This is a genomic window from Spirosoma flavum (assembly GCF_042686045.1).
Lineage (GTDB): Bacteria > Bacteroidota > Bacteroidia > Cytophagales > Spirosomataceae > Spirosoma > Spirosoma flavum.
Genome location: NZ_JBHUOM010000025.1, coordinates 59,002 through 83,286, shown reverse-complemented (window position 1 = coordinate 83,286; position 24,285 = coordinate 59,002). Strand labels below are relative to the sequence as shown.

Below are 24,285 nucleotides of genomic sequence, written 5' to 3'. Positions count from 1 at the left end.
TGCTGGTGGGTAACGATTATGGGGGAGAAGTTCAGGCGGGGCGCTACGATGCGCTGAACGGGTTGTTTCTTCGGGGGGACGGCAAAGGTAGTTTTACGGCACAGTCTATGGCCAGTAGTGGCTTTTATGTGCCTGGCAATGCCAAAGGGCTAGCGCAGCTGACCGACAGTAAAGGCCGTGAATTAGTGATTGCCACGCAAAATCGGGGAAAGCTATGCGTATTCCGTAATAGTAAACCGGCTACGAGCCTACGGCTACGCCCAACCGATGCGTCGGCGCTGCTAACTTTTGTTGATGGGAAAAAACAAAAGGTAGAGTTCAGTTATGGTAGCTCGTTTCTGTCGCAATCAGCCCGGACCTTGTTGGTCAATCCACAAGTGAAAGCGGTTGAAATAACCGATTCACGAGGTCATAAACGGCAGGAATTTAATTCGGTTAATCTGGTTGGTCATTAACGAAAAACTTATCTGAAGCTGTCTGATCTTCTCTAGGTTTTAGACTAGCTGGACAAAGCCACGATAATAAAGTAATACATCTGGTAGTGATTGACAAAAAAAAATCCCCTTTGCGAGTATACATTTGGCTACTAGCGTTCGTATCGCTGGGCATAGCTGTCGGCAGTTGCCATTCTGGTTCAGATGAAGCATTAACCGATCCACTTATTAAAGAAGGTCAGCGATTGGCACGTCAACATTGCAGCACCTGCCATTTGGCCGTATCACCTGACGCGCTGGATAAAGAAACATGGGTTAAGCATGTTTTGCCTGCTATGGCGCCTATGCTGGGACTGGAAGCCTATGAAGGAGGTCTATACTATGCAGGGCCTAAAGCGGCTATTACGTATAGTGACTGGCAGAAAATTGTCGCTTACTTCAGCACACTGGCTCCGCCAAGGCTAAAACCTGCCCGCCCCGTTGTATCTGCGGAAAATGATTGGGCCATTTTCTCCCTCGAAAAACCCCCGCTCGATACAACGCAGACGGCGGAAACGACATTAGTAAAGTGGGATACAATCGGTCACCAATTATATTCAGGTGATGGACTGCGCAGGGATCTCACTCGCTGGGATCGGAATTTGCACCAGACTATGCGGAAGCAACTTAACTCTCCGGCTGTAAATGCGACATTTTTTCGTGACGACAAGGGGAATGAACGGGGAGCGTTTACCTGTTTAGGTACGCTGGTAGCGGCTGACATATCGAAGGGTGAACTGATTGATCTGGCACTTTCGGAAAAACAGCCTACTGACTCATCTCTGATCTATAGTAGTTTACCCCGTCCTTTACAATCGATAGCTACCGACATCAATAAAGACGGATTGACTGACTGGCTGGTGTGTGGATTCGGACATATGGCAGGTGGTCTATACTGGCTTAAACAAGAGACAAATCACCGGTTTACAAAATTGCCTATACGAGAGGTAGCGGGAGCCATTCAGGCCACTGCTGGTGATTTTAACGCCGATGGCTGGCCCGACTTTATGGTGTTGTTTGCCCATGCTGATGAAGGTATTTGGCTATTTCTAAATGACAAAAAAGGCGGTTTTACCGAACGGAATCTATTGCGATTTCCACCAGTTTATGGCTCTACCAGTTTCCAATTAGTTGATTTTAATAAAGATGGCAAATTGGATATTCTTTATACGTGTGGCGATAATAGCGATTATTCCCAAGTACTTAAGCCCTATCATGGTGTATATGTCTACATTAACCAAGGCAACCTTCAATTTAAGAAGACTTACTTTTATCCGATCAATGGTTGCGTGAAAGCCATGGCTGCTGACTTTGATCTGGATGGAGACATGGACATTATCAGTATTTCTTTCTTTGCTGATTTTCAACACAACGCAGCAGAAGGTTGTCTTTATTTTGAGCATAAAGAACTAATGCAGTTTCAGCCCTATACCCTGCCTGTTAGTGATTATGGACGCTGGATATGCATGGATGTAGGCGATTGGGATCAGGACGGCGATCAAGACATCATACTGGGTAATTTCTCGAAGGGTTTTATCAATCAGACTGATTTAAAGCCACGTTGGGACACGCATCTTCCATTACTAGTGTTAAAGAACAGGACACGGCATTAGTGTTGTAAATGGCTACATGGGCTCAATCATTCGTTAACCAAGGAGCTTAACGTAAATAGTAATCGGCCAAGGCCGTCGCCTGCCTATTTGGATAGTGGTAGTAGCGTTCACGGGTGATTCTTTACTAGTTAAGAGACGAGGTTCCGGCCGTGTTCAGGAATACCCTGGTTTCCATTCAGATATGGTAGAAGAGCCTAGCTTTCTGGGCACCCTCAATTCCATTCGTGGTGAGATACCATATTCGAATGGTACTGTATCGGTTAGTGACCAGTTAGATAGAGGTAAGCTCAAGGCCGACATTATACTACGACAAAAAACAACGGGTCACATTATTTAGAAAAATAAAACTCTTGAAGTAAACGTGTTGTTTACTGTACCGATTAGTAACTGCCTTCCATCGACATTAGTGACCCTGTATGAATAGGCAGTTCGTAGTAGTTGTCAACCCTACTGAGTTTGGGCATTTTCTAGTTTATAAGCCGCTTACCGACAGATTCAACAATTACTAGGTATTGCAGACTCCACTTTGTCACTTTACTATGCGTATTGAAGGTATCCGATTCCATTACCAAATTAAGCAGGTTCGATCAGCTTTCGCCAAAATGGATTGCCAGGACACTGATCAACTAATGACTACCTACCAGCTAAGCTTTGCCTTTTTAAAACAACTCCTTAAAGTGGGTCTACTTAGTCTTAGCAACGGTGTTTACTGTAAAGGTGAGCGTTGGACCTATGAACCCGATATGAGCTTAGAAAAATTTCTTGCCATTTCCCGATCCAATTCGGTTGAATCGGTTGCTGAACAACTCATAAAACCGACGATCAAAAATCGTCAACTGGTACTTGACATACCAGTCATACAACCTTCTTTGGAACAAGCGCTTAAGCCTCGTCGAAATCTGGTTATGAATTTAACGTTTACCGGGCGTAACGAGAGTGGTGTGATAAGCTGGTATAGTCGCCACGCCAGTAAGGTAATTGATTCAGATAAACAGGAAGTACTGGAGGTTAAAGGAAAAATTTACCGCGTTATCGATCTGGAAGAACATCTGGGAAAGGCACTACTCGACTTTTTTGAAGGGTCACTTCAATTAACGGTTCGGCGTAGATCGAAAAAGGACAGAACTTATTGATCTGTACATTAGTCCATTAGTACGTTCCTAAATATTCGGACACGAAACTTTTTAACTTAGTGTACCATGAACCAATCCCAGCAACCAAAGCGAAAGTATACCGCCGAGTTTAACAGAGCCGCCCGTACGGCTGTTATATGAATCTACAAGATGCCCGTGATGAGTTGCTTAATTATATGGTGCGTGGGTATTACAACGTCCGTAGGCTGCACTCATCGTTAGGCTACCATTCACAGATTTACTTTGAAAACCAATTTTATCAAACTTAACAAACTCTCATAAGTAAAGCGTCCGGCCAAACGGGACCACCCCAGATAAGTGCTTGGACTAGCGAGTACACTATTCTTGTAATTATTTTAAACAGCTGTGTAAGATTTATTTCACTGTTTTAGGTCTACTCCACCATTTGTTCTTCTTTCTTATGTAGATTATTTGTCCCGTGTGGTAGGAGTTATGGGAACAGATGTTGGCTACTGATGAGGCCCATTTAATTAATTGTTCATCAGTAGCTTTTTCTACCGATTGGTACCATTTAGCTTGAATACTATCTAATCTACTAATAGCTTGATTCTAGCTTATAGTATTGAATTTCGCAAAGGTCTCTTCATTATTTCCACTAAAATCTGCAACAGCATTACCTTGAAAAGCCGCTAAAATTCGCTCATTCCAGAAGATCAGATGAGAAACTAATTCACCGATTGAATGATTGTCTGTACTGTCTTTCCAGTTAGCTTGTTCGGCTGTAAGACCTTGTGTCGCGGTTTTTAAAGGAACGTACCAATCTTCATTCGTGTGAGTGTTTCTGAGCTGCTCTAATAGAATTGACTTAGCAGAGGTATGAACTTTTTTAGAACAACTCCCTACCAAAAGCCCAAGCAGAATCCATATTACAAGTCTCATGTTTGAGGACTCAAAGTTGTTGTATAAGTGGCAATGTGTTAAGCTAGTGACATCTACTTACTGTTATTTTTGATAAACTCGTTACTTATCGAAAAAAACAGATCCGGGTTACTCAACCAGGCGTCATGACCCGCTTCGCTAAGAGTATATACTTTGACATTTGGAAATAGCTTTACGTATTCATCAACCCAATCCAACCGGCGATCATAGGTGCCATTGAAAAGTAGAATGGGTACTTGAATCTGGGTTAACCGTTCCGCTTTAGGGGCAGTTATTCTACTCATCATTGCTTCATATTGTGGCAAACCCAAGTAAGCTTCAAATTCCTTTGTAATTTTTACGGTGTCTGTTTTGGTTCGTCCTCCGGTAATTGGTTGGGTAATCAGCCTTTTCTCAATTATAGTAAGTTTTTGAATTTTAGTGGGAGGGGCATAATTCCGCTCATAAACCCCTTCATCGCCATACCAAGGCACCGTTCCTGATAAGATTAAGCCTTTAATATCTTCAGGGTGGGTGTAGGTATACAGAATGGCCAGCACACTACCCCAGGATGAACCCGCTAAAAACACTTTCTGATCTTTGGCAAGGGTATGAACCAATCGGTTTAGGTCGTTGACATGACCTTGCCAAATGTAGGAACTCGAAGTATCACTTTTGCCACATCCTCGTTGGTCATAGTAAATCACTCTCGCAGTTTTACTTAACGCATCAAATTCAGGCCGCAGATATTGGTGAGGAGCACCCGGTCCACCATGTAGCACAATGACCGTTTCCTTATTCTGACCTACTTGCCAGTAGGCCAAGCGTGGAGGTTCTTCGGTGAAACCATCTTGCCCATACCCGAAGAGGGTACTATAGAACCAGAGTAGTAGAACTGCATAATACTTCATCTAAGTAATTCCATTTGTTGCACAATCACTTTTACGTAAAGTAATACAAATTGTAAGACAACTTAATCGATGAGTAAGCAAACCCCGCTACTGGTCATTCAGCCACCAGAAACACCAACTTTTTTGAGTAAATCAGGATAGGAGCCTCTCGCATTGTGAGCATTTTTTGATAACTCACTGATTAGGTCGAATTTTGGTTGATTAGCTAACATATGGCCTGATTATACAACAGAAATAGTGATGAGTTATCCGCTGACGGCTCTTATTGAGGAGATACGACGAGTAGTACCACTTAGTGAATTGGACATTACGCTACTAGGCACCTTGTTTAAGCCATGGTTGCTGAAAAAAGGCGATTATTTTGTCCAACAAGGTCAAATCTGCCAACACGTAGGGTTCATTCAGACAGGTTTAGTGCGTTATTTCGTTAATCAGGATGGAAACGAAAAAATTTATAGCTTTGGTTTAGAAAGCGACTTTGTCTGTGACTATGAAAGCTTTCTTTCGCAAGAGCCCTGCCGACGGACTATTCAAGCCATTGAGGATTCATCCCTAGTCGTTATCTCATCCGCTAGCCTACAACGCTTATTCGCTGAATTGACGTATGGTGAACGGTTTGGCCGGGTAGTGATCGAACAAATTTTCGTCAAAACGATAGGGCAACTGGTCTCACTTTATACGGATTCCCCGGAGGTCCGTTACCAGGCATTTTTAGATGAATATCCCACGCTTTCGGCTCGTATTACCCAGTATCATATTGCCTCTTACGTGGGGGTAAAACCCCAGTCGTTGAGCCGTATCCGGGCGCGATGGGCGGGTAAGGACTATACCCGTCTTTCTTCACCTGAGTGAATGCAGAGCTTGCGGTTACTAATCAATTTTGTGCTGTACTTTAAAACGCGCAAGATTATGGCAACGCAACGTATTTTGTCCCCGGTTAGGCTCATAAGCCTGCTGATTGGTTTGGGGTTACTCTTCATCGGCGCTCGATTTTTGCTGGCACCTGAAATTGGGGAAGCAGGATTTGGCCTTAATTTCAACCAGCCTAATTACGCTTTTCACTATATCAAAGGCATCCGGGATATATTTTCTGGATTAATTATTGTGTCGCTGGCCTGGTCTCATTATCGGCGACCCCTCTTCTTAACCTTACTAGCCGGTTCCGTTATTCCCTTCGCTGATATGCTAATCGTGTGGCGTACCCCCGGTAGTAACCTGTGGGCCATGCTCATTCATGGTGGTACGGTTATCACACTGTGGATACTCTGTTATTTTTTACGGCAATCAATGTCTGAAACGGAAGTAAAGCCGTTAGGGAATGAAAAATCCTACGTTAAACGTATCTCGTCGGTATCGGACGGCAAAAATAGTGTGTTGGTATTGACTATCCTCCCCGGCGAAAGTACGCCCTGGCACTACCATCAGTTGTTCTCCGAAACATTCGAGGTGCTAAAAGGAGGATTAATCGTTGGTCAGGGTGATCAGACGCTCAGGCTACAGGAAGGTCAGACGGCCACGATCCAGCCGGGGCAAAAGCATTTTTTCAACAACACATCAGGTCAGGAAAGCCTGGTTAAAGTAACCGTTTCACCAGGAAATCGGGATTTTGAGGAATCACTGTTAATCTACAAGGGCTTGGCCAAAGATGGGTTAGCCAGCAAGAGCGGAACACCGAAAAAGCTGACTGATTTAGCGTTGTTTATTCGCTTGAATGATTCGCACATGATGGGCCTACAAAAAATAGCTGAACCCCTCTTTAGTTTGTTGGCCACTCTCGCCACCAAGCAAGGGAGATTATCCTACTTAAGAGAGAAATATGCTGCTCCTACTAACATCTGATGGGCGAAAAATAAATGATGCGTTGCACAACTGCATAAGGAAAAACTATCCGCCAGGAGGCTGAGTGTAAACTAGTTAGGTGAGTCTGCTAGATGGCTCAATATTTTTTCTGCACGGTTGCCAACAGTTCGTGAGGATAACCCAGCGCAATGGCACTAATTTCATCCAGAAGCTTTACCTGATCAGCCTGTAAACGAATAGCAACCGTCCTCAAACTGGTCTCAAGATGGGCTAGTGTTCGCGCGCCAATGATCGGGAAGACGCCTTTACTCAATACCCAAGCTAACGCTATCTGCCCCGGAGTGGCGTCGAGTTCGGTGGCCATCAGCTCCAGTTGATCGAGTATTGTCTTCGTTCGCTCGTCTTCCTGATAACCGCCAGCCGCAGAAAGTGTCAACCGCCCAGATAATCCCTGCCGATATTTTCCCGTCAGTAATCCTCCAGCCAACGGAGAATAACCCATCATACCCAAACCGAAGTACTCCGCCATCGGCGTCAACTCTCGTTCTGCTGTCCGTTGCAAGAGGTTATATTCAACTTGTATAGCCGTCAGCGGTATAGACGTAGCAATAGCTGCCGCCTTCCAGGCGGGAAAATTGGCCAAACCCGTATATAAAACTTTACCCGCTGTAACTAAATCTTCCAGACCACGAGCGGTTTCTTCTACCGGCGTTTTGCCGTCATCAAAGTGCGGTATATACAGGTCGATATAATCCGTTTTCAAGCGTTTCAAGCTGCCCTCTATTGCCTGGCGCATAGCTTTGCGGTGGTTACCGGCATTGGCCTGCGACGGATTGGGTAAGTTACTTCGGGTGTACTTGGTGCAAATAATAAAATCGTGCCGTTTGTGCTGGGTAAATCTGCCGACAGTCTCTTCCGCTTCGCCAAACTGGTACTGGTCAGATACATCGATAAAGTTGCCACCGGCATCAGCATAAGCCGAGAGTATCTGAAGTGCGTCCTGGGCGGCAGTGCCGTAACCCCGACGATCACCCAACTGTGAGCCACCCAGTATCAGTTCGCTAGCGGGTAAACCGGTCTGTGTACCGAATAATTTATGTTTCATAGCACAAAGGTCAGGAGCGAGTAAAGCCCAAACAAGTAGGGCTAAATTCAGCCGTATTTAATCGATCTTCAGCTACCGTATATTTGTCGGATGTACGAGAAAAAGTTACCGGTCGAGCTCGACTGCGGCCTCCACCTGTTTATGGAAGTCATGAATGGGAAATGGAAGATCAGCCTTATCTGGAGCATTTATTCGGGCATCAGGCGGCCCGGAGAATTGCATCGCAAAATTTCTAAAGCGTCACGAAGATTATTAGATACCCAGTTAAACCAGTTGGTGGCGCATGGTATCGTTTGCAAAATTAGTTTTGATCAAAAGCCGTTGAAGGTAGAATACACGCTCACGCCCCTAGGCGAAACATTGATCCCCATCATTGAATTGACCGCAAAATGGGGCGAAGACCATCGTAGTATATTAGAACCGCTATTTACCCATGAGCAATATGCATAAGCCTAACGGTCACATAAGGACGGATTTTTGACCGGTAGCCGTCTGCCCCGATTACAATATCGGCCACAGCGGTTGTCCCATTTTTAACTGTAAGGTGCCAGTACTATTTACCTCCTCCATGCTCGCCAATTGACTACTCCAAACAACTGTACCAGGTAAAAGGGAGTTTACTAGCACGTTCCGAATTGCCCCCTGTCGATCTCCGGCCTGGATTGTTCATCATCAAAATCAGCCGCAGCACCTTGACTATGTTCATCAACACAAATAGTGGCATCCCGGTCAAGGGTACGATACTTGTCAGCCCCCGCCATGTAATTGGCTTTAAAGGCATCCATCAAGTCGGCCGCTTTAATGACTTTTAAGCCTGAGTCAAACAAAGTGAAGGTCAACTATGGCACTTTGTAAGCGTGCTTCTTGGCTATAGTCCTGTTCATAGACGGTCACATCAGCTCCTCTACGTTGTAGAAGCCGGGCGAGTGTCAAATCACGGGGCCACCCCGAACTAGGTTTATTGCTTTCTGGGCGTCCATATTTATGTCCTTTTCGTGGATACAAAGGAACAGGCAATCAACACAAGATGGCGGTGTACGTTACTCTTAATCCCGATCAACAACCAGGCGAGAACAATTTTGTGGCGTCAACTTCCATTTCAGTCAACCGACCCCTTTAGTTCTACTCCTTACCGCTCCCTAAATACCCTCACTAAAAAACAAGTGTACGCTTGGTTCTAAAACGGCTGATGAGTCAATTGCTTACTTTATACATCACGTCTCTTTCAGCAAGCTCAAGTATGAACAAACTATTTATTTTTTTCACTATACTCTTATGGCTAACTCAGACAAGCCAGCTGAGAGCCCAAGCCAGTAGAACCAATCTGTTAATGGGTATTCCCAATAATAACACGAGTGGCAGCTTCAATACCACCTACGGCTTCATTGATAATACAGGAGGAGCTACGGACTTCCCGCCTTACACAACCGGCACTGGAAACACCTTTATGGGTGCCAACACAGGCAACTATAATACAGGGTCGAACAACACGGCGGTGGGCTATGATACAGGAGGCTGGGTTATAAGTGGCTCTCAAAATGTGTTTGTTGGCTCTGGTGTTTCGGCCAATTGGACCTATTTACAACCTCGTAGCAGCATAGGCAATAGCATTTTAGGCTTTCAGGCTGGTTATAAGAATCAGGCTGACTATAACGTGTTTATGGGCTGGCAGTCAGGCTTTAGCAATACAACAGGGATACATAATGTGTTTGTAGGAGCCAGCACGGGTTATGCCAACACGGGGGGCGACAATGCCTTCCTAGGCTATCAGGCGGGCAAAGTCAACACCACGGGCACGGATAACACCTTTCTGGGATCTCAAGCCGGTTGGAACAATACAGAAGGGTCGTTAAATTCCTTTATTGGGAGTTATACCGGCCAGGCCAATACCACCGGCCGACTCAATGCCTTTCTGGGCTATGCCACGGGTAGCAGCAATACCACTGGTGGGGTCAATACATTTATTGGCGCTTTTGCCGGAAATGCCAATACGACGGGCAAGCAAAATTCCTTTTTAGGCTACTCAGCCGGACTAACTACTACGACCGGCAGTAATAATACGTTTGTCGGCTATCAGGCTGGTCAGAATGTGACGACGGGAAGTAACAATATCATTATTGGCCCCTTTTCAGGTACGGCTGTTACCGATGGGAGCGATAACGTATTGATGGGCTACAACAGCCAAGCCGAAGATGGGCTGCACAACGCCACAGCTATTGGCGCTGGTTCACGGGTGGCCATGAGCAATGCGCTTATCCTGGGTAATCAAGTCAACATTGGCATCGGGACCTCAGCGCCAGCAGCCCGTCTGGAGGTAGTTAGTGCGTCACCCGATGAAAGCGGTCTACGACTAACGAACCTAACCAGTCAGAGCCAACCCCTACAAGCTACCGATCAATTCTTAACGGTTAATGAACGGGGCGATGTGGTCAAAGCTCGCTATCAGCTCAGGATCAACAACCCTACTGAATGGAGCGATAAGGTATTTAGTCCGACTTATTCCCTTCGTCCCCTTTCCACATTAGCGGCTTATGTGGGCCAACATGGCCACTTACCGGGCATTCCTTCAGCGGAGGAAGTAGCTCAGAAGGGACTAGATCTGACCAAGCTAAACGCTATGCTGTTAGAGAAGATTGAAGAACTGACGCTGTATAGTATTCAGTTAGAGAATAAAGTGAATCGACTTGAAGATCAACAGACAGAAATGAATAAACTGAAGCGACTTGTCGAGCAGCTTCTTGAGAAGAAATAAAAAAAGCGTCATCAGGACTCTTTTTTTATTTCTTCTCAAGTATGTCATTGCAATTCCAGTCGGCCAATTGTTGTGGCTAAAAGCGACGTGTTCATCCGGTCTGGAAGGGCTTGGTCAACAATATGGTAAGGCTCTAACGCAAGAAATCATAGACCGCTTCTAGCACGCGGTCTGGTTTTTCTTCAAACAGATAGTGCCCACTATCTAAGATGCCGATGACCTGAACCTGTTCAGCCATGTAGGGCAAACTCATTTGCAGGTATTGGTAGGATACGTAACTGCCGATACCCAAGACCGGCATGGTCAGTCGGCCATACATCTTGGCATCGGCTATGTCTTGGTCAAAGGCCTGGTACCATGCATTTGAGGCCCGGATGCTTCCGGGTTGATTGTATACCGTAGCGTATAGGGCCCGGTCGAAAGCGGACATCTTACGTTCATCCAGCATGACGTAGCCAAATAGGTAATCCAGCAGGTACTCAAACCGCCCCGCTAATAATTGCTCTGGCAGTTTTTTGACTTGATTGAAGGCCATCCACCAGGGGTAGGGATACTGCCCGTTCATTTTCTCGGTAAATGAGCCCGGTGCCGGCAATAGGGGCATCTGCATCATCCCTTCGCTGGGATGAGCTCCATCCGCCAAAATGAGTTTTTCCGTCGCTTCCGGGTAATTGAAGGCAAAGCTACTGGCCACCATCCCACCGATATCGTGCCCCAGCAGTGACACCTTTTCCAGACCCAGATGACGTGTTAGCTCATAAATATCTTGAGCCATCGTCTTTTTATCGTAACCCACCAGCGGCTTGTCGGAACTGCCCATACCGCGAAGGTCAACCAGGATGACCCGGTAGCGCTGGGCCAATTGAGTGGCAATGGGATGATACGAATACCACGTTTGCGGCCATCCCGGCAGGCAGATCAAAGCCGGTCCGCTGCCTCCTTCGGCGTAGTGGAGTTGCACACCGTTGACGGTAATATAATGGTTGGTGAATCCGGGCAGATGCTTGATCAGCTCTTCGTCCGCGTAGGCACCTAAAGATTCAGTCGGTAAGGTTTGCATCCGTTTAGAAGTTAAAAAAGGTGGAGGCACTGGTCCAGGACAGGTCGGTGTAGCGGTCGTTGTCAAGCGGGTTATTTTGCACACTGAACATGCTGAGCATGTATTGCAATTGCTGCCAGTCGGCATAAAGCTGGTGTTCGCCAGCGGGGTTAGCCAGGCGTGCCTGTTGGGCACGTGCCGCTAAGTCCTGCCGGGAACCGAGTCGCACAAGCGCAAACGAACCCTTACCAGCGGACTCGGCTATGGCAACCAAGTCGCGCGGACTGAGTTGAAAACTGGCGATGCGTAGAAAGCGGGGCGTGACGGGGGCCAGGGCTGCCGCTGCGGTAAAAGCTGCGGTATCGTCCATCGTTGTAAAATCAATTGGCCAATCAGCATCTTCCCAATACCCTACCTGCTGCTTCTTGTAATCAAACAACGGAATATTATAGGTCAGCACATGGGCAAAAGCACCGTTAAGAATGGACGTCGCAGCAATAGATGCCTGGTCAAGGTGGGTGCGAAACTCCCGCCGAAGATCGAAGTTCCGGTTTGTGCCAGCCTCCTGCTGCGTGTAGTCGCTGGAGAAGTCGGAAGGAATAAAGCGAGGTACACCAGCCGCAACAGCGGCTGCCAGCAAAGTCGACTGGCTATCGACGATTACGTCACGCAGGCCGGCCAGTGCCGACACGACGCAGCTTGTTCCTTCGCAGATGCGAATCAGGGCTGCCAGGTCCGTAAAATCCGTCCGCTGCACATCCACACCCTGCTGGCTTAACTGATCAACCTTCGCTGGGTTGGCTTCGGGCCGTACCAAAGCTCGCACTGTCACACCGCGCTCTCGCAAGGCGGTCACGATGCGACCGCCCAAATCGCCGGTTGCCCCGGCTACTAAAATAACAGGATTCATAAACGTAAGAGGGTAAGGCAGCTGTGGAAAAATAGCTGCTTTGACTAACTCAAAGGTAGTCTGACCTCTTCTGGCCAAAGGCCTGATTCTTGCGCACTTCTTATGACTTCTTGCGCTTTAAGTGCTCTACTTAGCCCTGTTGAAACGCGCGGGGGCTTACGCCTACGATCCGCCTGAAGGTAGTCGAGAAATGGGCGGGCGAGGTAAAGCCCAAAATGTCGCCCACCGTAGCCACGGGTAATTCGCCTGTGCGTAGCAGCGTCTGGGCTCGTTGGATTTTCCCCTTCAGTACATATTGGTAGGGTGAACAGCCGGTGGTTTGCTTAAAAAGACGGGCGAAGTGAAACACGCTTAAATTGGCTAAGCCGGCCAAGGTTTCTAACGAGACCAGTTCTTCAACGGATGCTTCCAGGTAGGCATCTAGCCGAGCCAGTACCGTCGTCGGCAGTCGCGCGCTGGGTCTTTTAATCGGACGGCGCTTCCAGGTGGCGTGATGCTCAATGAGGTGATAGCTGAGGGTGTTCGCTAAGGATTCGACGTACAAATGCCCGAGCGTATTGGCCTGAGCTTGGAGAAGAGTTCCCAGTAGTTGCTGGCCTAATTGGGCCAGTAAACCGTCCTCCGAGCGGAACCTCTCCTGCAAGGCGAAGTGGGTCAGGTCTAGGTCTCGGCGGGCCCGGGTTTCCAGTTCCTGAGCATCCAAATGCACATGAATAATGTCGACAGGTCCATCCCAGCTGAAAGGGCCATACTCCCCACTTGGGTACAGCCCCACATCCCCACGGCGAAACTGATCGACATCTCGGTGGTGGCCTGTTTGACGCCTGGCAACAACGGGTAGCACGCCTTGATGGATCAGTAAAAGGTGCTTCTGGTGGCAATGAGCGGGTAAGGCCATAGCCTCCAGGTGGTAATGTTCTACTCGTATACCTGGCCCGGTCATTTCGGTATTACTGGCCAGCGCCGGGCGGTCATATATCTCGGAGGTGTATGTATAAGTTGGAGAATCGACCATAGTTTAGGTTAGAATACGGTCAAGACGCTAGTGTAGAATGGCTATTGACAGGCCCTTCAACCAGTAACTAGACCGGAAACTAGTTGATTGCATTCGTGACAAAGTAGGCACTCAAGTAACGAGTTTGGAGACCTTTTTGTTAGCTTACGTTGATCCAACAGCTAAAAACATCAGTGACTCCATAAATCGACACTGAATTAATAGACCGTTTCTTATCCGGTAAACAATTTTTAACTTTGGCTTAGGCAGTTACCGGCCATTCACCCGGTTGCTGGCTCACCCATTGACCTTAGAGCCACTTATCACCCACTTCGAGAGTTACCTCCCCTTTTCGGAAGGTGAAAAACAATTGCTGTCAACCCGCGTCGTCCAGCGCAAACTAAAACGTCGACAGGCGATCTTGCAGGAAGGCTTTCCCTGTAATCACTACTCCTTTGTGGTGGCAGGCTGTCTGAGGCTGTTTGCCATTGATCACAAAGGCACTGAACACAATATCCAATTTGCGGCTGAAAACGACCGCCCGGCGGCCCGGTGGATTGCCGACATTGGCAGCTTTCATGCCCGGAAACCAAGCCGATTGTTTATTGAAGCCATTGAGCCATCTGTGGTGCTCCAAATTGAACGGCAAGACTTGTACTTTTTATATGACACGATTCCCAAGTTCGACCGAATTTTTAAAGTCATCATTGAGAATAAGTTTGTCGAATTACAAAATCACGTCTTACAAAATATTAGTTCGACGGCTCAGGAACGATACCTGACCTTTCTAGACCAATATCCCCAATTAGCCTTACGGTTGCCCAATATCCAAATTGCGTCTTACCTGGGCATTACTCCCGAATTCTTAAGTAAAATCAGGAAAGACCTCACGTCGAGCGGTTCCCTACTTAAACTATCTTAATCTTATTTCTTAAGATAGTTTATTAGACCCCACGCAGATCCAGGTCAACTTTGCATAGTTATTCAACCAATCTAAAACTATGCAGACTAACACTGGATTAAAAGACGCTATCATTGGCCTGGGTACAATTGGTCAGGTGCTGGCCACGAATCTGACCAAAGGAAATCGTCCGCTTCTTTTAGCTGACCGGGACTTGTCAAAAGCTACTCGTCTGGCTGAGCAGCTGGGCGGCTTGGCTCAACCGATGGAAATTGGGGCTGCCCTTGAGGAAGCAGACCTGGTCATACTGGCTATTTGGTTCGCGTCCATCGAAGAGGTTCTACGTCAATATGCTTCTCAACTAGCCGGTAAAATCATCGTTGATCCATCTAATCCCGTCGCTCCGGATGGGAAAGGAGGCTTTGTCAAAACAATCGATGCTGCTCAATCAGCGGGCCAGGTCCATGCGGCTTTGCTACCTGAAGGGGCTAAGATGGCTAAAGCGCTGGGTACCCTAGGGGCTGGCTCACTGGCGAGTGCTTCTGGTCGAAAGCCCGATCCGGCTGTTTTGTTTTATGCGACGGATGATCGGAGCATTGATGGACAAATTGAGGAGCTGATTCGGGACACGGGTTTTGCTCCCCTACGGGTGGGGGGCATCGGGGAGTCGATCCGCTTGGAAGTGTTTGGGGATTTACATGAGTTTGGAGCGCTGGGTAAAGTGGTGACCTTATCTGAGGCAAAGGGAAAGATGTAACCCTATAAAATAAGAACAGTAATCTCTTCAGACTTACTTTTCTTACCCAGTTTTATGAGCCAGTTTTAACTGGAGGGAGGTCATTATCCGAGTGCAACTGTTACTGCCTAGAAAAACAACTTTTTATTTGCCATAAAACTATTTTTGGTCAAACTTAAAAGGGCTTCCTGAGCTTTAATTTAAAAATCGTATCAATAAAATTAAACTCCAATCTACTCAAATAAATAATTCAATATATTGAATTTCAGATAATTACATTAAAATTAAATTTATCTTTTTTAAAATAAGACATCCAAGTTTTAAATTTTGTTGCACTCCAATCTCGTCTTATAGAAGTACGTATTTTCTTAGCTGTATGAATCTGGATATCTCCGTAACTAACGGCTATTGGCTGTATGCTATGAGAAGGCCCGATCAACTGTTTCACGGGCCAATAAATAGTAAAATATCAACCGGAAATAGAGACTTAGGTCATCAATATTGCAAAAAGCTAGATCCGACAAGGTGCCTAGTCAAGGGCAAGTGCTTTCGCGGACTGCCAGCCTTCCAGAATCAACTTGCTTTTTTTACACTAAAACCGAACGGAGCGCATCTTTTTCAGGAATTAAATGGGCTGGCAACTTCCTGAAACCAGAGCAAATTCCCTCGCTGAACCAATTGGGAAATTACCAGAAGTAGGTCAGGCTCAGACGGGCAAAGAAGGGCGTACCGGGTGTAAAGTGAATCTCTTCGACCGGAGTCGCTTCCCCTTTCAGCCGACTCTCGGTGTCGAACTGAGTTTCTTTCCAGCGCGTGTTCAGGAGGTTTTGTACGGATAGTGCTAGTGTGTAATTCTTTCTGGCGTAATTCACCTGCATGTCCGTCACAAAGTAGCCCTTGGCCACAACGGAGTTATCTTCATTGGCAGGTCGGTCGGCCATGTATCGGTAACGCATTGAACCACTTAATCCATACGTCGTTTGCAGCGATACCCCCCCCGTTGAGGTAAATACAGGAGCCAGCGGCAGGTAATTTTGACCAACTTCAGCATCCAGCGAACGAGGAGTGGCAGTGTTCAGATCGACATCGGCAAACAAACTCTTGGTCAGCTGATACCGAACGGATAAGTCCAGCCCCTGACGGCGAGATTGACCGCTGGGTTCCACTACGCCCTCATCCCCAACGTATACAAACTCCTGCTTCATGTATAAGTACCAGACGGCTGCGTTGATGAACAGTTTGGGAAATGGCTTGACGATGACCCCGACATCTGACCCGTAAGCTCCGGGTAAAATCTCACGTCCGTTCTGAGCCGTAACCACACGCGCATCGTTGGAATGGAACCCTTTTCCCGTGTTCAGATACAGTTGAACGTTAGGGTTTATGGTATAGTAAAAATTCAGTTTGGGAGATACAATGGCCTGCGTCGCACGTTTTGTGGTGGCCGGAACGGCTAACAAATCTTCATATTGGCTCCGAAAGTAATCGATTCGAACCCTGCATTTACTGTAAACCGACTGGAAACCTGAACCAGTTCATCCCCGTAAAGAGCCGCATTAATTTCGTTGACGTTCCCAAACTGGATCTGGTTCAGCGTCTCCACGCGGTTTTTGGTATGCGATAACTCCGTTCTGTGGGTGATGTCCTGCCGGTATTGCGCGCCCAGGGTCGTTGTCCAACTGGTTTTGCCGATGTTGGTCTGGGTAGCATAACTGCCGTCATAACCGAACAGATTGCGATGCTCTTTTTGCCGAATCTGATCGCCGTTGATGCTGTCTTTGAGGAAAAATGTGAAGTTGGAATACAGTTCGAAGTTGTAATTACTGTAAAAAAACTGGTTCTTGATCGTGTGATTTTTGGGCGTCACGGTGACCAGTTGAGCGTTCACATTCGTCCGGCTAGTTTCTCCTCCTTCAGTCGGATCAACGGAGCCAAACCACCCGGTCAAGCCCGTTGCGATTACCCGGTTGGGAATCTGGCCCGAGTGATTCCATTTGCTCCAGAATGTAGAGCCTGTCAGGGTTAGGTTTGTGTTAGCCGAAATATGGCCGTGGTACTTGCCCACTACGTTTAACCGCTTGAAGTGCTGGGGATTGTCGAAATACGAATTAGAATACGAATATTCCGACGCCAGATAAGCTGACTGAGATTTTGCTTTTCCTCTCTTCCCTAACAAATCAATACCAGCTACGGCACGATACGTGTTAAACTGGCCCGCTTCCAGTTTGACAAACGAGCGATCCAGGACTTTACGGGTACGAAAATCGACCCAGCCTGCTGTGGCTAAATTGCCCTTGTCAGTAGTATAAGGCCCTTTTTTGAAATCTACGCCCTCAACCAGTTCGGGAATCACAAAATGCAGATCGGCGTAGCCCTGCCCGTGGGCGTGCGAAACCATGTTAACCGGCATGCCATCGACCGTCAGACGAATATCGGTACCGTGGTCGAGGTCAAATCCCCGCAGGAAAATTTGTTCCGCCTTACCGCCCCCGGCATGTTGCCCGATGAACAAACCAGGCACCAGCCGCAGAATTTCCTGTGAATTGGTGATAGGACGTAGTTTAATGTCCAGGCTGCTAATGAGTTGCTGATCGTGTGCTCGTGTGGCTGATACCCGTACCTGGCTCAATTGAATTGGAGCACTAATCAGCGTGACGTTGATTAACGCAGTCTGATCATTCACCACAACGGCTGTAATCATCTGATTTTGACACCCTACATGCGAGAACTCCAGTTTATAGGGAGCGGCTACCAGATTAGTAAAGCGAAACTGGCCCAGCTCATCGGTGAGCGCCAGTTTACCCATCCCCGTCAACTGAACCGATACGTTCCGCAATGGCAAATGAGTCGATTGATCGTAGACAACACCGGCAATGTTACCTAAATGAGCAAGCGCTACCTGGACTGATAACAGTCCTAGTGCCAGCGTAGTAAGTATATTTTTCAGCTTCATTAATTGCAAACAGTTCATTACCAGTTTTTCCGTAATCCAATAAATCCACCCACCGTATTGGGTAGTAATTGCCCCTTGTCAATCGCCAGGGAAGCGGTCAACCGGGTACTGGCTAGTTTGGGCAGTAGCAACTGCACATTGGCCAGGGCAGAAAACTGATCGTAGGCCACCGGATAAGGGTTCGAATACGTACCATAATTAAGACTATACGAGAACCGAACGGTCCAGGCCAGCCCTCGCCCGACTTGACCACTAGCCCCCAGATACACCATCTTTAGTCGATTGTTTGGGAAAAACGCAGCGCCTTTTGCGGCTGTTTGTACAGCCCCTTGCGGCATAATGAAGGGCGTGCCGATTGTGTTGTTCAGATAAGACCATCCTTCACGATACTGCCCATGATTAAAGTAATTATCTTCTCCCTGATAGGATGACGTAAGATCGAACGTAGCGCCACTCTGATCCATCGTACTTAAATACTCAACGACAACCCGATTCAGCCAGCTAACAGGCGCATCCCGATTTCGGTGCCAACTGATTCCGGTTAAACCATCCGGCGCATTCTGCCAGACCAAGCCGGAGAAATCTTCAAATAGGTGCTGGTGATACAAGAACCAGGTACCCTGATCAGTAACTAAGTCAACGCCGAGATCTGTACTACCCAAGCCATTTCCGATCCAGTAAGCACCGTCGAAACTGGTATAATCCTTATTCTGCCAGTCTTTGGGACGAAGGCCAAGAACCACGTCCGGATAATATTTGAACTGTAAGGGTAACTTGCCATCGACAGCAATTAATGACCCGATCAGATAATCGGCCTGCCCGCCCCACTGCACCTCGTGGTTAATACCGGCATACACGTTGACCCGACTGGCTGGTTTCCCGAGCCGTAGGTACAGGTATTTCTGATGCAGGTACGACCCCTGAATATAGGCTCCCGTAAACCAGCCGTGAACGTAGCCCGCATTGATTGCCACGAAACGTTTAGTGAAGCCCAAAGGTACGTACCCCAGCGTTGCCAGTTGAATTTTTGGGATGGGAATGGCATTACCCGACCCGTTAATAAATCCCGACGAGAGCGTTGAATCGCCCAGGCCCGTGAGTTGCCGCCAGCGCCCAGCGGACAGCTCAACGGATTTCCACCTGACTTTTCCATACAATTCAGGTAAGACGACCTGGTTACTAGTAGCCGCATTGCCTACCACCTGCACCCCTACCGTCCAGTCGAACCGACGCTGACGGGCCGTTTTAGTCGTGTCGATCTGGGCGTAGGGTTTCCAGAAACTGGCCCGAAGTGTTCCAGCCGGTGATGTCAGCGGGGCCGTACCCCAGTGATTGGCCCGTAGCCAGAATGGCACGACTTGCCCCGAAGCGGCCCAGCCCCCGACCTCAATCTGCCCTTGCCAACCGGCGCTTTTTACCGATTGTGCTCGCCCGACGATGCACAGGCTATTCAGCAAAACCAGTGCCAGGCAGTTTATCAATCGCTGGGGAGTCATTACCGGCCAACTCAGTTTAGTGATGTCAAGGCTCATTAGGCAACCGGTATTTGCTTCGATTGCTTCTGACGCCAAGTTAGGTAAATGGCCAGCAAGGCCAGCACCAGCAGTCCATAGGGCGCGTAGCTAACAAGTTTCTCGATGCTTCGTGTCAACTGATTACTCTGGCCTGATACGCGTTCAGCAATCCAGGCCAGCGCGGCAATAATAGCCAGCAAAGCCCCCGTCAGCCGGACAGTTGGGTACGCCGGGGTTCGACTCAACAGCATTAGCCAAGGAATCACCAGTATAATAAGTAACAACTGCATCAATTCAATGCCCAGGTTAAAGCCTAAAATACTCAGCGCCATTGGACCAGCGTCGAGTTGCAGGTTGGCCAGTGTACTGGCAAACGCAAGCCCGTGAATCAGGCCAAAACCGGCTGCGATCCAGGCTTCACGACCCGGAAAAATGGGACGAATTGCGTGCACAGCCGATACCAGAATCGATACGGCAATCAGAATTTCGACCGGTTGCGAGGGTAACCGGACCCAGCCTAGCGCCCCAACCAGCAACGTAATGGAATGCCCCAGGGTGAAGGCCGTCACAATGAGAACGATGTGTCGAAGACTAAACCGAATTCCACCAAATCCGCTCCACCGTTTCCCGGCCACCAGCAACGGAGCGGGCAAAAGCAGCACAAATAAAAACAGCAAATGGTCGGTACCTTCGGCAATGTGCTGGGTTCCCAGCTTTACCATCGCCCTAAAGCCAGACCAGACGCTACCCGATGCCAGATTGACCGACAGGGGTAAGATTCGGTTGTTGACAATGTCGAGACTGATCGTTCCGACCTGTAATGGTTCGACTTCGGCCAGTTGCCCGCGTTCCCAATCCTGACGAACCGATACCAAAATTTTATGGGTCATTACCTGATGCAACACGGCGTCGTAGTAAAAAGTAAACTGCCTCACATCCTCACCCGGACTGGATGGTCCCACCGGAGGGATCATCTGCACCTTGGCCGTTAGTTCGCGGTATATCCCGTTGATCGGGTTCTGGCTCTGGCGGACGGTCAGTTCGCCGACCGATACAGACCAGAAACGCCCGTTGGGGCTTTGCGGACGGATGTGCGATTTGAGATAAGCCCGCAGTTGCGGCCCTAGCCGCTCCACCAACCCCGCCGATGAATCATTGACGGCATGACCCCAAGCCGATTGTAATTCGACCAGAGGAATCTGAAGTTCGGCGTCAATTCGGTTGGCGTGTACGTTCAGCAGCACCACAGAATTAGGCATAGGGTGGGCCCTGGATTTTGTTGGCAGACTAATTGCGATAAGACTGATCATTAAAACCAACAGCAATCCGTCCGGCCGGCCGTTGGAAACAGATAAATGATTCACAAGAAATAATTACTTAGTTCCACCGTAATCCGTTGTGTGGTCACGCCATACCGAGTATGGGTGCGGAGTGCTTCGAATGACGACCCCGCCCTGATACGAAAATTCGATCCAAACACTGGGTCCGTCGATACGAATATAGTCATTCTGTGCCGTCACCGTGGTTGTACCCGAAAAGGCAATGTACGTATTGGCCATTTCAGATGTGTATTTAGCCAGTACCATAGCGGCTGTTGTGGCATCCAAATCATTGACGTAGAGCTTAATCGCATTCAGCACCAACGCCTGGTTGGCCACACTCAGCGTACTAACCTGTAAACCCGATTTCGTAGTCGGGAACTTCCAGTCCTGCCCCGGCCCCAGCACAAGATCCGAATAGGTACCAGAGAGCTTGGCCGCCGTTTGTTCGCTGCTGTTCAACCCCGTTAGCATGGCGGCAAATGCCAGTCGCTCCTGCTCCATAGGTTGGTACGTCTGACCCGTAGCCGTATTACTCACAACGGCTGTCGGCTCAACGCCCCGGAAGGCAGGCGTATAGCCCGAACCGGTAGGTCCGTTGAAGGTGTAAGGCTGGGTGTAATGGTGGCCTGTATAGAGAATTTCCCACAGCCCCGTTGTGCTCGGCGTACCGACGATCGACACGAAATAGTCACCGGCTCCGTAGCCAGCACCACCGCCGTTCGAGTACAGATAGTTGTCAGCCACCAGGTTGCCCAGCAGTTCATCATAACCTTCGTTAACCGTTCCCAGCCCCTGAATGGCAACCATCAGGGCGCGAAAAGCCGCTAGCTGAGTTGTGCTGAGCGAAGCTAGATTGACCCCGTAACGTGCCGACAGATTAGCGGGCAGGTTTGACCACTTCTGCGCATTAGTCAGGCTATAGGTCAGCTGAACACTCGCTAACTGGGTAGTAGAAAGCGTCGCTTCGAACGCCTGGGCCAGACAGACCACTTTTGCTAGGCCAGTGAACGTCGCGCAGGTAGCGTTCGTGCTGGCTGATGACGACATGACCGAAGTAACCGTGAGAGAGGAGGCAAGGTCAACGATCGAACTTGTACCCGTGGCACTGGTGGTGCTGCCCGGTCCTGTCGTTCCACCAGGATTGGTTGGATCTACTGCGTGGTCCTGACAGGCAAAAAAGGCCACTGAAAGGAAAGAGGCCAGTAAGATGGCGAGAGAAAGCGTTTTTTTCATTATATGCTTGATTACTTACTTGTTTTTACCCGGCTATAGTACCAGATCATTAATTGTTAGGCTATTTCGTTTCATACTCTATGCTAAGTCGATTTTACCCGGCGACTGATTGCTTACGTAATGAGTACTTCTGACTAATCATCACTGTTGCACAACCAATACGATGTTGGGGTAAAGAGCCAAAATGTTGTGGCGAACAGGCAGTTTATTGACGGACTAGCTGCTCAATCCGCAGCCTTTGCAACGCCTAAAATTTCTTTACATAGCAAAAGTCGCCTGTAGAAAATAGGTGCCGGAAAAAGTGTAGTCAACGCTGCTTGTTTGGGGTTAATCAACCTCAATTTGTGGTGAATAAGGGGAATTCCGGGGTTAAATGAGGATGTCGAATCAGCCGAAAATCAACTACCAATACCTGTATAAGTAAAAAGCGCGGCAGGCTCCGAATTGAACGACTGCTGCGCTTCTTCAACTAGTTTATCAAATCAACCGCGACCTTAGTTACCGCCGTAGTCGCTGGTATGATCACGCCAGACGGAATGCGAGTGGGGTGTATTCTTGATGATAATTCCACCCTGGTAAGAAAACTCAATCCATACACTTGGCCCATCAATTCGGACGTAGTCATTCTGGGTGCTCATCACTGTCGTGCCCGAATAAGCAATGTAGGTATTAGCCAACTCGGAGGTGTACTTTGCCAGCACAGTAGCAGCCGCAGAAGCCTCTAAGTCGTTTACGTAGAGCTTAATCGCATTCAGTACCAGCGCTTGGTTGGCTGCACTCAGGCCACTAACCTGCAAACCCGACTTGGTGGCCGGAAACTTACCATCCTGGCCTGGACCCAAGACCAGATCGCTGAACGTGCCCGATAATTTGGCCGTTGTCTGTTCGGCAGTGCTCAGCCCCGTCAGCATAGCCGCAAAGGCTACCCGCTCCTGCTCAAACGCCTGATACGTGCGGTTGGCTGCGGTGACAGCGGCTTGTGGCTCAGTGCCCCGGAAGGCGGGCGTAACGCCCGTAAACGCACCAGCGTTGAAGGTATAGGGCTGGGTGTAGTGGTGACCGGTGAATAGGAGCGCCCATAAACCCGTGGTGCTGGGCGTACCCAGAAAAGAGAGATAGTAGTTCCCCGCGCCGTAGTCCGAGCCTCCCCCGATGGTGTTCAAATAGTCGTCAGCGACCAGGTTGCCGATCATTTCGTCGTAGCCCTCGTTGATAACGCCCAGTGCCAGCAATCCCTGCATCAGGTTGCGAAAAGCCGTTAATTGGGTAGTGGTGAGAGCCCCCAGATTGATGCCGTTACGGGCCGACAGAGCCGCTGGTAGATTGGACCATTTCTGAGCATTGGCCTTGGTGTACGTTAGCTGCATGGTCGTCACCTGAGAACTGCTCAGCGTAGCTTTGAAAGCTTCGGCCAGGGCTACCACCTGCGTTACCCCGCTGGCCGACGAACTGGTCGTGGCCGATAAAGCGGTCGTCACGGTGCTGGAGTTGGTCGTTGTCGTCGTACCCGAACTGGTCGAACTAACAGTCAAGGCCAGACTACAGGTTTGCCCACCAAAACTGAGAGCGAAACTGGCCGTGCCCGCTCCCGATGGGATACCACTAATAGCATAGGCCAGGTTACCGGCTCCGCTGGCCAGGGTGCCTGCCTGAAGTGTGGCCGTTAACCCCGTTATGCCGGTAGAACCAATCGCGCTGCCAGCTGAATAGGCCACGCTATTGCCACCGGTGTAAGGAACCGTAGCCGTTCCAGTGTAGGCCGTGCCACTGACAGCAGAAGCCGAAAACGTGGCTGAACCACAACTCAGGGCGCTAACGGTCGCCGAAGTTGGTGTAACCGTACTCGAGTCGTTGGATTTTTTACACGACTCTATTGTTGCTACACCACCAAGAATCAGCACGATCAGGACAGTAGCATTCAGAACACTCTTTTTCATACTATACGAAATAACCTTAGACAAGTAAAAAGGCTTTTTGAGTAAATGTACTCAACAGCCTGTTGGTGTGTTGCAGGGCC

19 protein-coding genes and 2 pseudogenes are annotated in these 24,285 nt (G+C 48.5%); 9 read left to right on the top strand and 12 right to left on the bottom strand.

Annotation, left to right across the window (positions count from 1 at the left end; genetic code table 11):
* The 3 genes and pseudogenes from ACFS25_RS26630 to ACFS25_RS26620 all read left to right on the top strand — a co-directional run.
* Positions 1–455 (top strand): annotated as a pseudogene (locus tag ACFS25_RS26630) (RNA-binding protein); the annotation flags it as partial.
* 110 nt (positions 456–565) lie between these two features.
* Entirely contained in the window at positions 566–2,086 is a 1,521-nt protein-coding gene (locus ACFS25_RS26625) for an FG-GAP-like repeat-containing protein (RefSeq protein WP_381507328.1), read from the top strand.
* A 539-nt stretch (positions 2,087–2,625) separates the two neighbouring features.
* The gene (locus tag ACFS25_RS26620; protein ID WP_381507325.1) at positions 2,626–3,219 is read left to right on the top strand and encodes a hypothetical protein; all 594 of its coding nucleotides are present in this window, start codon (positions 2,626–2,628) and stop codon (positions 3,217–3,219) included.
* 570 nt (positions 3,220–3,789) lie between these two features.
* Here the strand turns inward: ACFS25_RS26620 and ACFS25_RS26615 are convergent.
* On the bottom strand, positions 3,790–4,119 hold the full coding sequence (locus tag ACFS25_RS26615) for a DinB family protein (protein WP_381507323.1): 330 nt from the start codon (positions 4,117–4,119) through the stop codon (positions 3,790–3,792).
* 53 nt (positions 4,120–4,172) lie between these two features.
* On the bottom strand, positions 4,173–5,009 hold the full coding sequence (locus ACFS25_RS26610; RefSeq protein WP_381507321.1) for an alpha/beta fold hydrolase: 837 nt from the start codon (positions 5,007–5,009) through the stop codon (positions 4,173–4,175).
* Positions 5,010–5,249: 240 nt separating this feature from the next.
* On the opposite strand from ACFS25_RS26610, the gene ACFS25_RS26605 reads away from it, so the two are divergent.
* The gene (locus tag ACFS25_RS26605) at positions 5,250–5,861 is read left to right on the top strand and encodes a Crp/Fnr family transcriptional regulator (protein ID WP_381507319.1); all 612 of its coding nucleotides are present in this window, start codon (positions 5,250–5,252) and stop codon (positions 5,859–5,861) included.
* 57 nt (positions 5,862–5,918) lie between these two features.
* Positions 5,919–6,848, top strand: a complete 930-nt coding sequence (locus tag ACFS25_RS26600) for a DUF4267 domain-containing protein (protein WP_381507317.1) — start codon at positions 5,919–5,921, stop codon at positions 6,846–6,848.
* A 97-nt stretch (positions 6,849–6,945) separates the two neighbouring features.
* On the opposite strand, the gene ACFS25_RS26595 is transcribed toward ACFS25_RS26600, so the two are convergent.
* Positions 6,946–7,914: an aldo/keto reductase gene (locus tag ACFS25_RS26595; RefSeq protein ID WP_381507315.1), complete on the bottom strand. Its 969-nt coding sequence runs from the start codon at positions 7,912–7,914 to the stop codon at positions 6,946–6,948.
* Positions 7,915–8,004: 90 nt separating this feature from the next.
* On the opposite strand from ACFS25_RS26595, the gene ACFS25_RS26590 reads away from it, so the two are divergent.
* A complete protein-coding gene (locus tag ACFS25_RS26590) occupies positions 8,005–8,364 on the top strand; it encodes a winged helix-turn-helix transcriptional regulator (protein WP_381507312.1) in 360 nt (119 codons plus the stop codon).
* Between the two features lie 170 nt (positions 8,365–8,534).
* Here the strand turns inward: ACFS25_RS26590 and ACFS25_RS26585 are convergent, their stop codons facing one another.
* The gene (locus ACFS25_RS26585) at positions 8,535–8,741 is read right to left on the bottom strand and encodes a hypothetical protein (protein ID WP_381507310.1); all 207 of its coding nucleotides are present in this window, start codon (positions 8,739–8,741) and stop codon (positions 8,535–8,537) included.
* Positions 8,742–9,154: 413 nt separating this feature from the next.
* On the opposite strand from ACFS25_RS26585, the gene ACFS25_RS26580 reads away from it, so the two are divergent.
* On the top strand, positions 9,155–10,666 hold the full coding sequence (locus tag ACFS25_RS26580; RefSeq protein ID WP_381507308.1) for a hypothetical protein: 1,512 nt from the start codon (positions 9,155–9,157) through the stop codon (positions 10,664–10,666).
* A gap of 133 nt (positions 10,667–10,799) precedes the next feature.
* Here the strand turns inward: ACFS25_RS26580 and ACFS25_RS26575 are convergent, their stop codons facing one another.
* From ACFS25_RS26575 to ACFS25_RS26565, 3 genes are all read right to left on the bottom strand, one after another.
* The gene (locus ACFS25_RS26575; RefSeq protein ID WP_381507306.1) at positions 10,800–11,756 is read right to left on the bottom strand and encodes an alpha/beta fold hydrolase; all 957 of its coding nucleotides are present in this window, start codon (positions 11,754–11,756) and stop codon (positions 10,800–10,802) included.
* Entirely contained in the window at positions 11,731–12,615 is an 885-nt protein-coding gene (locus ACFS25_RS26570) for an NmrA family NAD(P)-binding protein (RefSeq protein WP_381507304.1), read from the bottom strand. The genes ACFS25_RS26575 and ACFS25_RS26570 overlap by 26 nt, the downstream gene beginning before the upstream one ends.
* Before the next feature lie 130 nt (positions 12,616–12,745).
* Positions 12,746–13,630, bottom strand: coding sequence for a helix-turn-helix transcriptional regulator (locus ACFS25_RS26565; RefSeq protein WP_381507302.1), 885 nt, complete (start codon positions 13,628–13,630; stop codon positions 12,746–12,748).
* Between the two features lie 283 nt (positions 13,631–13,913).
* Here ACFS25_RS26565 and ACFS25_RS26560 point away from each other — a divergent pair, with 283 nt between their 5' ends.
* Entirely contained in the window at positions 13,914–14,531 is a 618-nt protein-coding gene (locus tag ACFS25_RS26560) for a Crp/Fnr family transcriptional regulator (RefSeq protein ID WP_381507299.1), read from the top strand.
* 79 nt (positions 14,532–14,610) lie between these two features.
* Positions 14,611–15,267 (top strand): NADPH-dependent F420 reductase, encoded by a 657-nt coding sequence (locus tag ACFS25_RS26555; RefSeq protein WP_381507297.1) that lies wholly within the window; start codon positions 14,611–14,613, stop codon positions 15,265–15,267.
* A gap of 665 nt (positions 15,268–15,932) precedes the next feature.
* On the opposite strand, the pseudogene ACFS25_RS26550 reads toward ACFS25_RS26555, so the two are convergent.
* The 5 genes and pseudogenes from ACFS25_RS26550 to ACFS25_RS26530 form a co-directional block, all read right to left on the bottom strand.
* A pseudogene (locus ACFS25_RS26550) lies at positions 15,933–18,199 on the bottom strand (TonB-dependent receptor).
* Positions 18,200–18,216: 17 nt separating this feature from the next.
* Positions 18,217–19,731, bottom strand: coding sequence for a capsule assembly Wzi family protein (locus ACFS25_RS26545; RefSeq protein WP_381507295.1), 1,515 nt, complete (start codon positions 19,729–19,731; stop codon positions 18,217–18,219).
* Complete coding sequence (locus ACFS25_RS26540) at positions 19,731–20,972, bottom strand: HupE/UreJ family protein (protein ID WP_381507293.1); 1,242 nt, start codon at positions 20,970–20,972, stop codon at positions 19,731–19,733. Before ACFS25_RS26540 ends, ACFS25_RS26545 begins: the two co-directional genes overlap by 1 nt.
* A gap of 114 nt (positions 20,973–21,086) precedes the next feature.
* Positions 21,087–22,268: a DUF3500 domain-containing protein gene (locus ACFS25_RS26535; RefSeq protein WP_381507291.1), complete on the bottom strand. Its 1,182-nt coding sequence runs from the start codon at positions 22,266–22,268 to the stop codon at positions 21,087–21,089.
* Positions 22,269–22,762: 494 nt separating this feature from the next.
* Positions 22,763–24,205 carry a DUF3500 domain-containing protein gene (locus tag ACFS25_RS26530; RefSeq protein WP_381507289.1) on the bottom strand — a complete coding sequence of 481 codons (1,443 nt, stop codon included), beginning with the start codon at positions 24,203–24,205 and terminating at the stop codon, positions 22,763–22,765.
* Positions 24,206–24,285 lie beyond the last annotated feature (80 nt).

What these genes read in the sequence shown, in the direction of transcription:
- ACFS25_RS26620 (WP_381507325.1), top strand. Translation starts at nt 2,626, where the DNA reads ATGCGTATTGAAGGTATCCGATTCCATTACCAAATTAAGCAGGTTCGA.
- ACFS25_RS26615 (WP_381507323.1), bottom strand. Translation starts at nt 4,119, where the DNA reads ATGAGACTTGTAATATGGATTCTGCTTGGGCTTTTGGTAGGGAGTTGT.
- ACFS25_RS26610 (WP_381507321.1), bottom strand. Translation starts at nt 5,009, where the DNA reads ATGAAGTATTATGCAGTTCTACTACTCTGGTTCTATAGTACCCTCTTC.
- ACFS25_RS26605 (WP_381507319.1), top strand. Translation starts at nt 5,250, where the DNA reads ATGAGTTATCCGCTGACGGCTCTTATTGAGGAGATACGACGAGTAGTA.
- ACFS25_RS26600 (WP_381507317.1), top strand. Translation starts at nt 5,919, where the DNA reads ATGGCAACGCAACGTATTTTGTCCCCGGTTAGGCTCATAAGCCTGCTG.
- ACFS25_RS26595 (WP_381507315.1), bottom strand. Translation starts at nt 7,914, where the DNA reads ATGAAACATAAATTATTCGGTACACAGACCGGTTTACCCGCTAGCGAA.
- ACFS25_RS26590 (WP_381507312.1), top strand. Translation starts at nt 8,005, where the DNA reads ATGTACGAGAAAAAGTTACCGGTCGAGCTCGACTGCGGCCTCCACCTG.
- ACFS25_RS26580 (WP_381507308.1), top strand. Translation starts at nt 9,155, where the DNA reads ATGAACAAACTATTTATTTTTTTCACTATACTCTTATGGCTAACTCAG.
- ACFS25_RS26570 (WP_381507304.1), bottom strand. Translation starts at nt 12,615, where the DNA reads ATGAATCCTGTTATTTTAGTAGCCGGGGCAACCGGCGATTTGGGCGGT.
- ACFS25_RS26565 (WP_381507302.1), bottom strand. Translation starts at nt 13,630, where the DNA reads ATGGTCGATTCTCCAACTTATACATACACCTCCGAGATATATGACCGC.
- ACFS25_RS26555 (WP_381507297.1), top strand. Translation starts at nt 14,611, where the DNA reads ATGCAGACTAACACTGGATTAAAAGACGCTATCATTGGCCTGGGTACA.
- ACFS25_RS26545 (WP_381507295.1), bottom strand. Translation starts at nt 19,731, where the DNA reads ATGAGCCTTGACATCACTAAACTGAGTTGGCCGGTAATGACTCCCCAG.
- ACFS25_RS26540 (WP_381507293.1), bottom strand. Translation starts at nt 20,972, where the DNA reads ATGCCTAATTCTGTGGTGCTGCTGAACGTACACGCCAACCGAATTGAC.
- ACFS25_RS26535 (WP_381507291.1), bottom strand. Translation starts at nt 22,268, where the DNA reads ATGAAAAAAACGCTTTCTCTCGCCATCTTACTGGCCTCTTTCCTTTCA.
- ACFS25_RS26530 (WP_381507289.1), bottom strand. Translation starts at nt 24,205, where the DNA reads ATGAAAAAGAGTGTTCTGAATGCTACTGTCCTGATCGTGCTGATTCTT.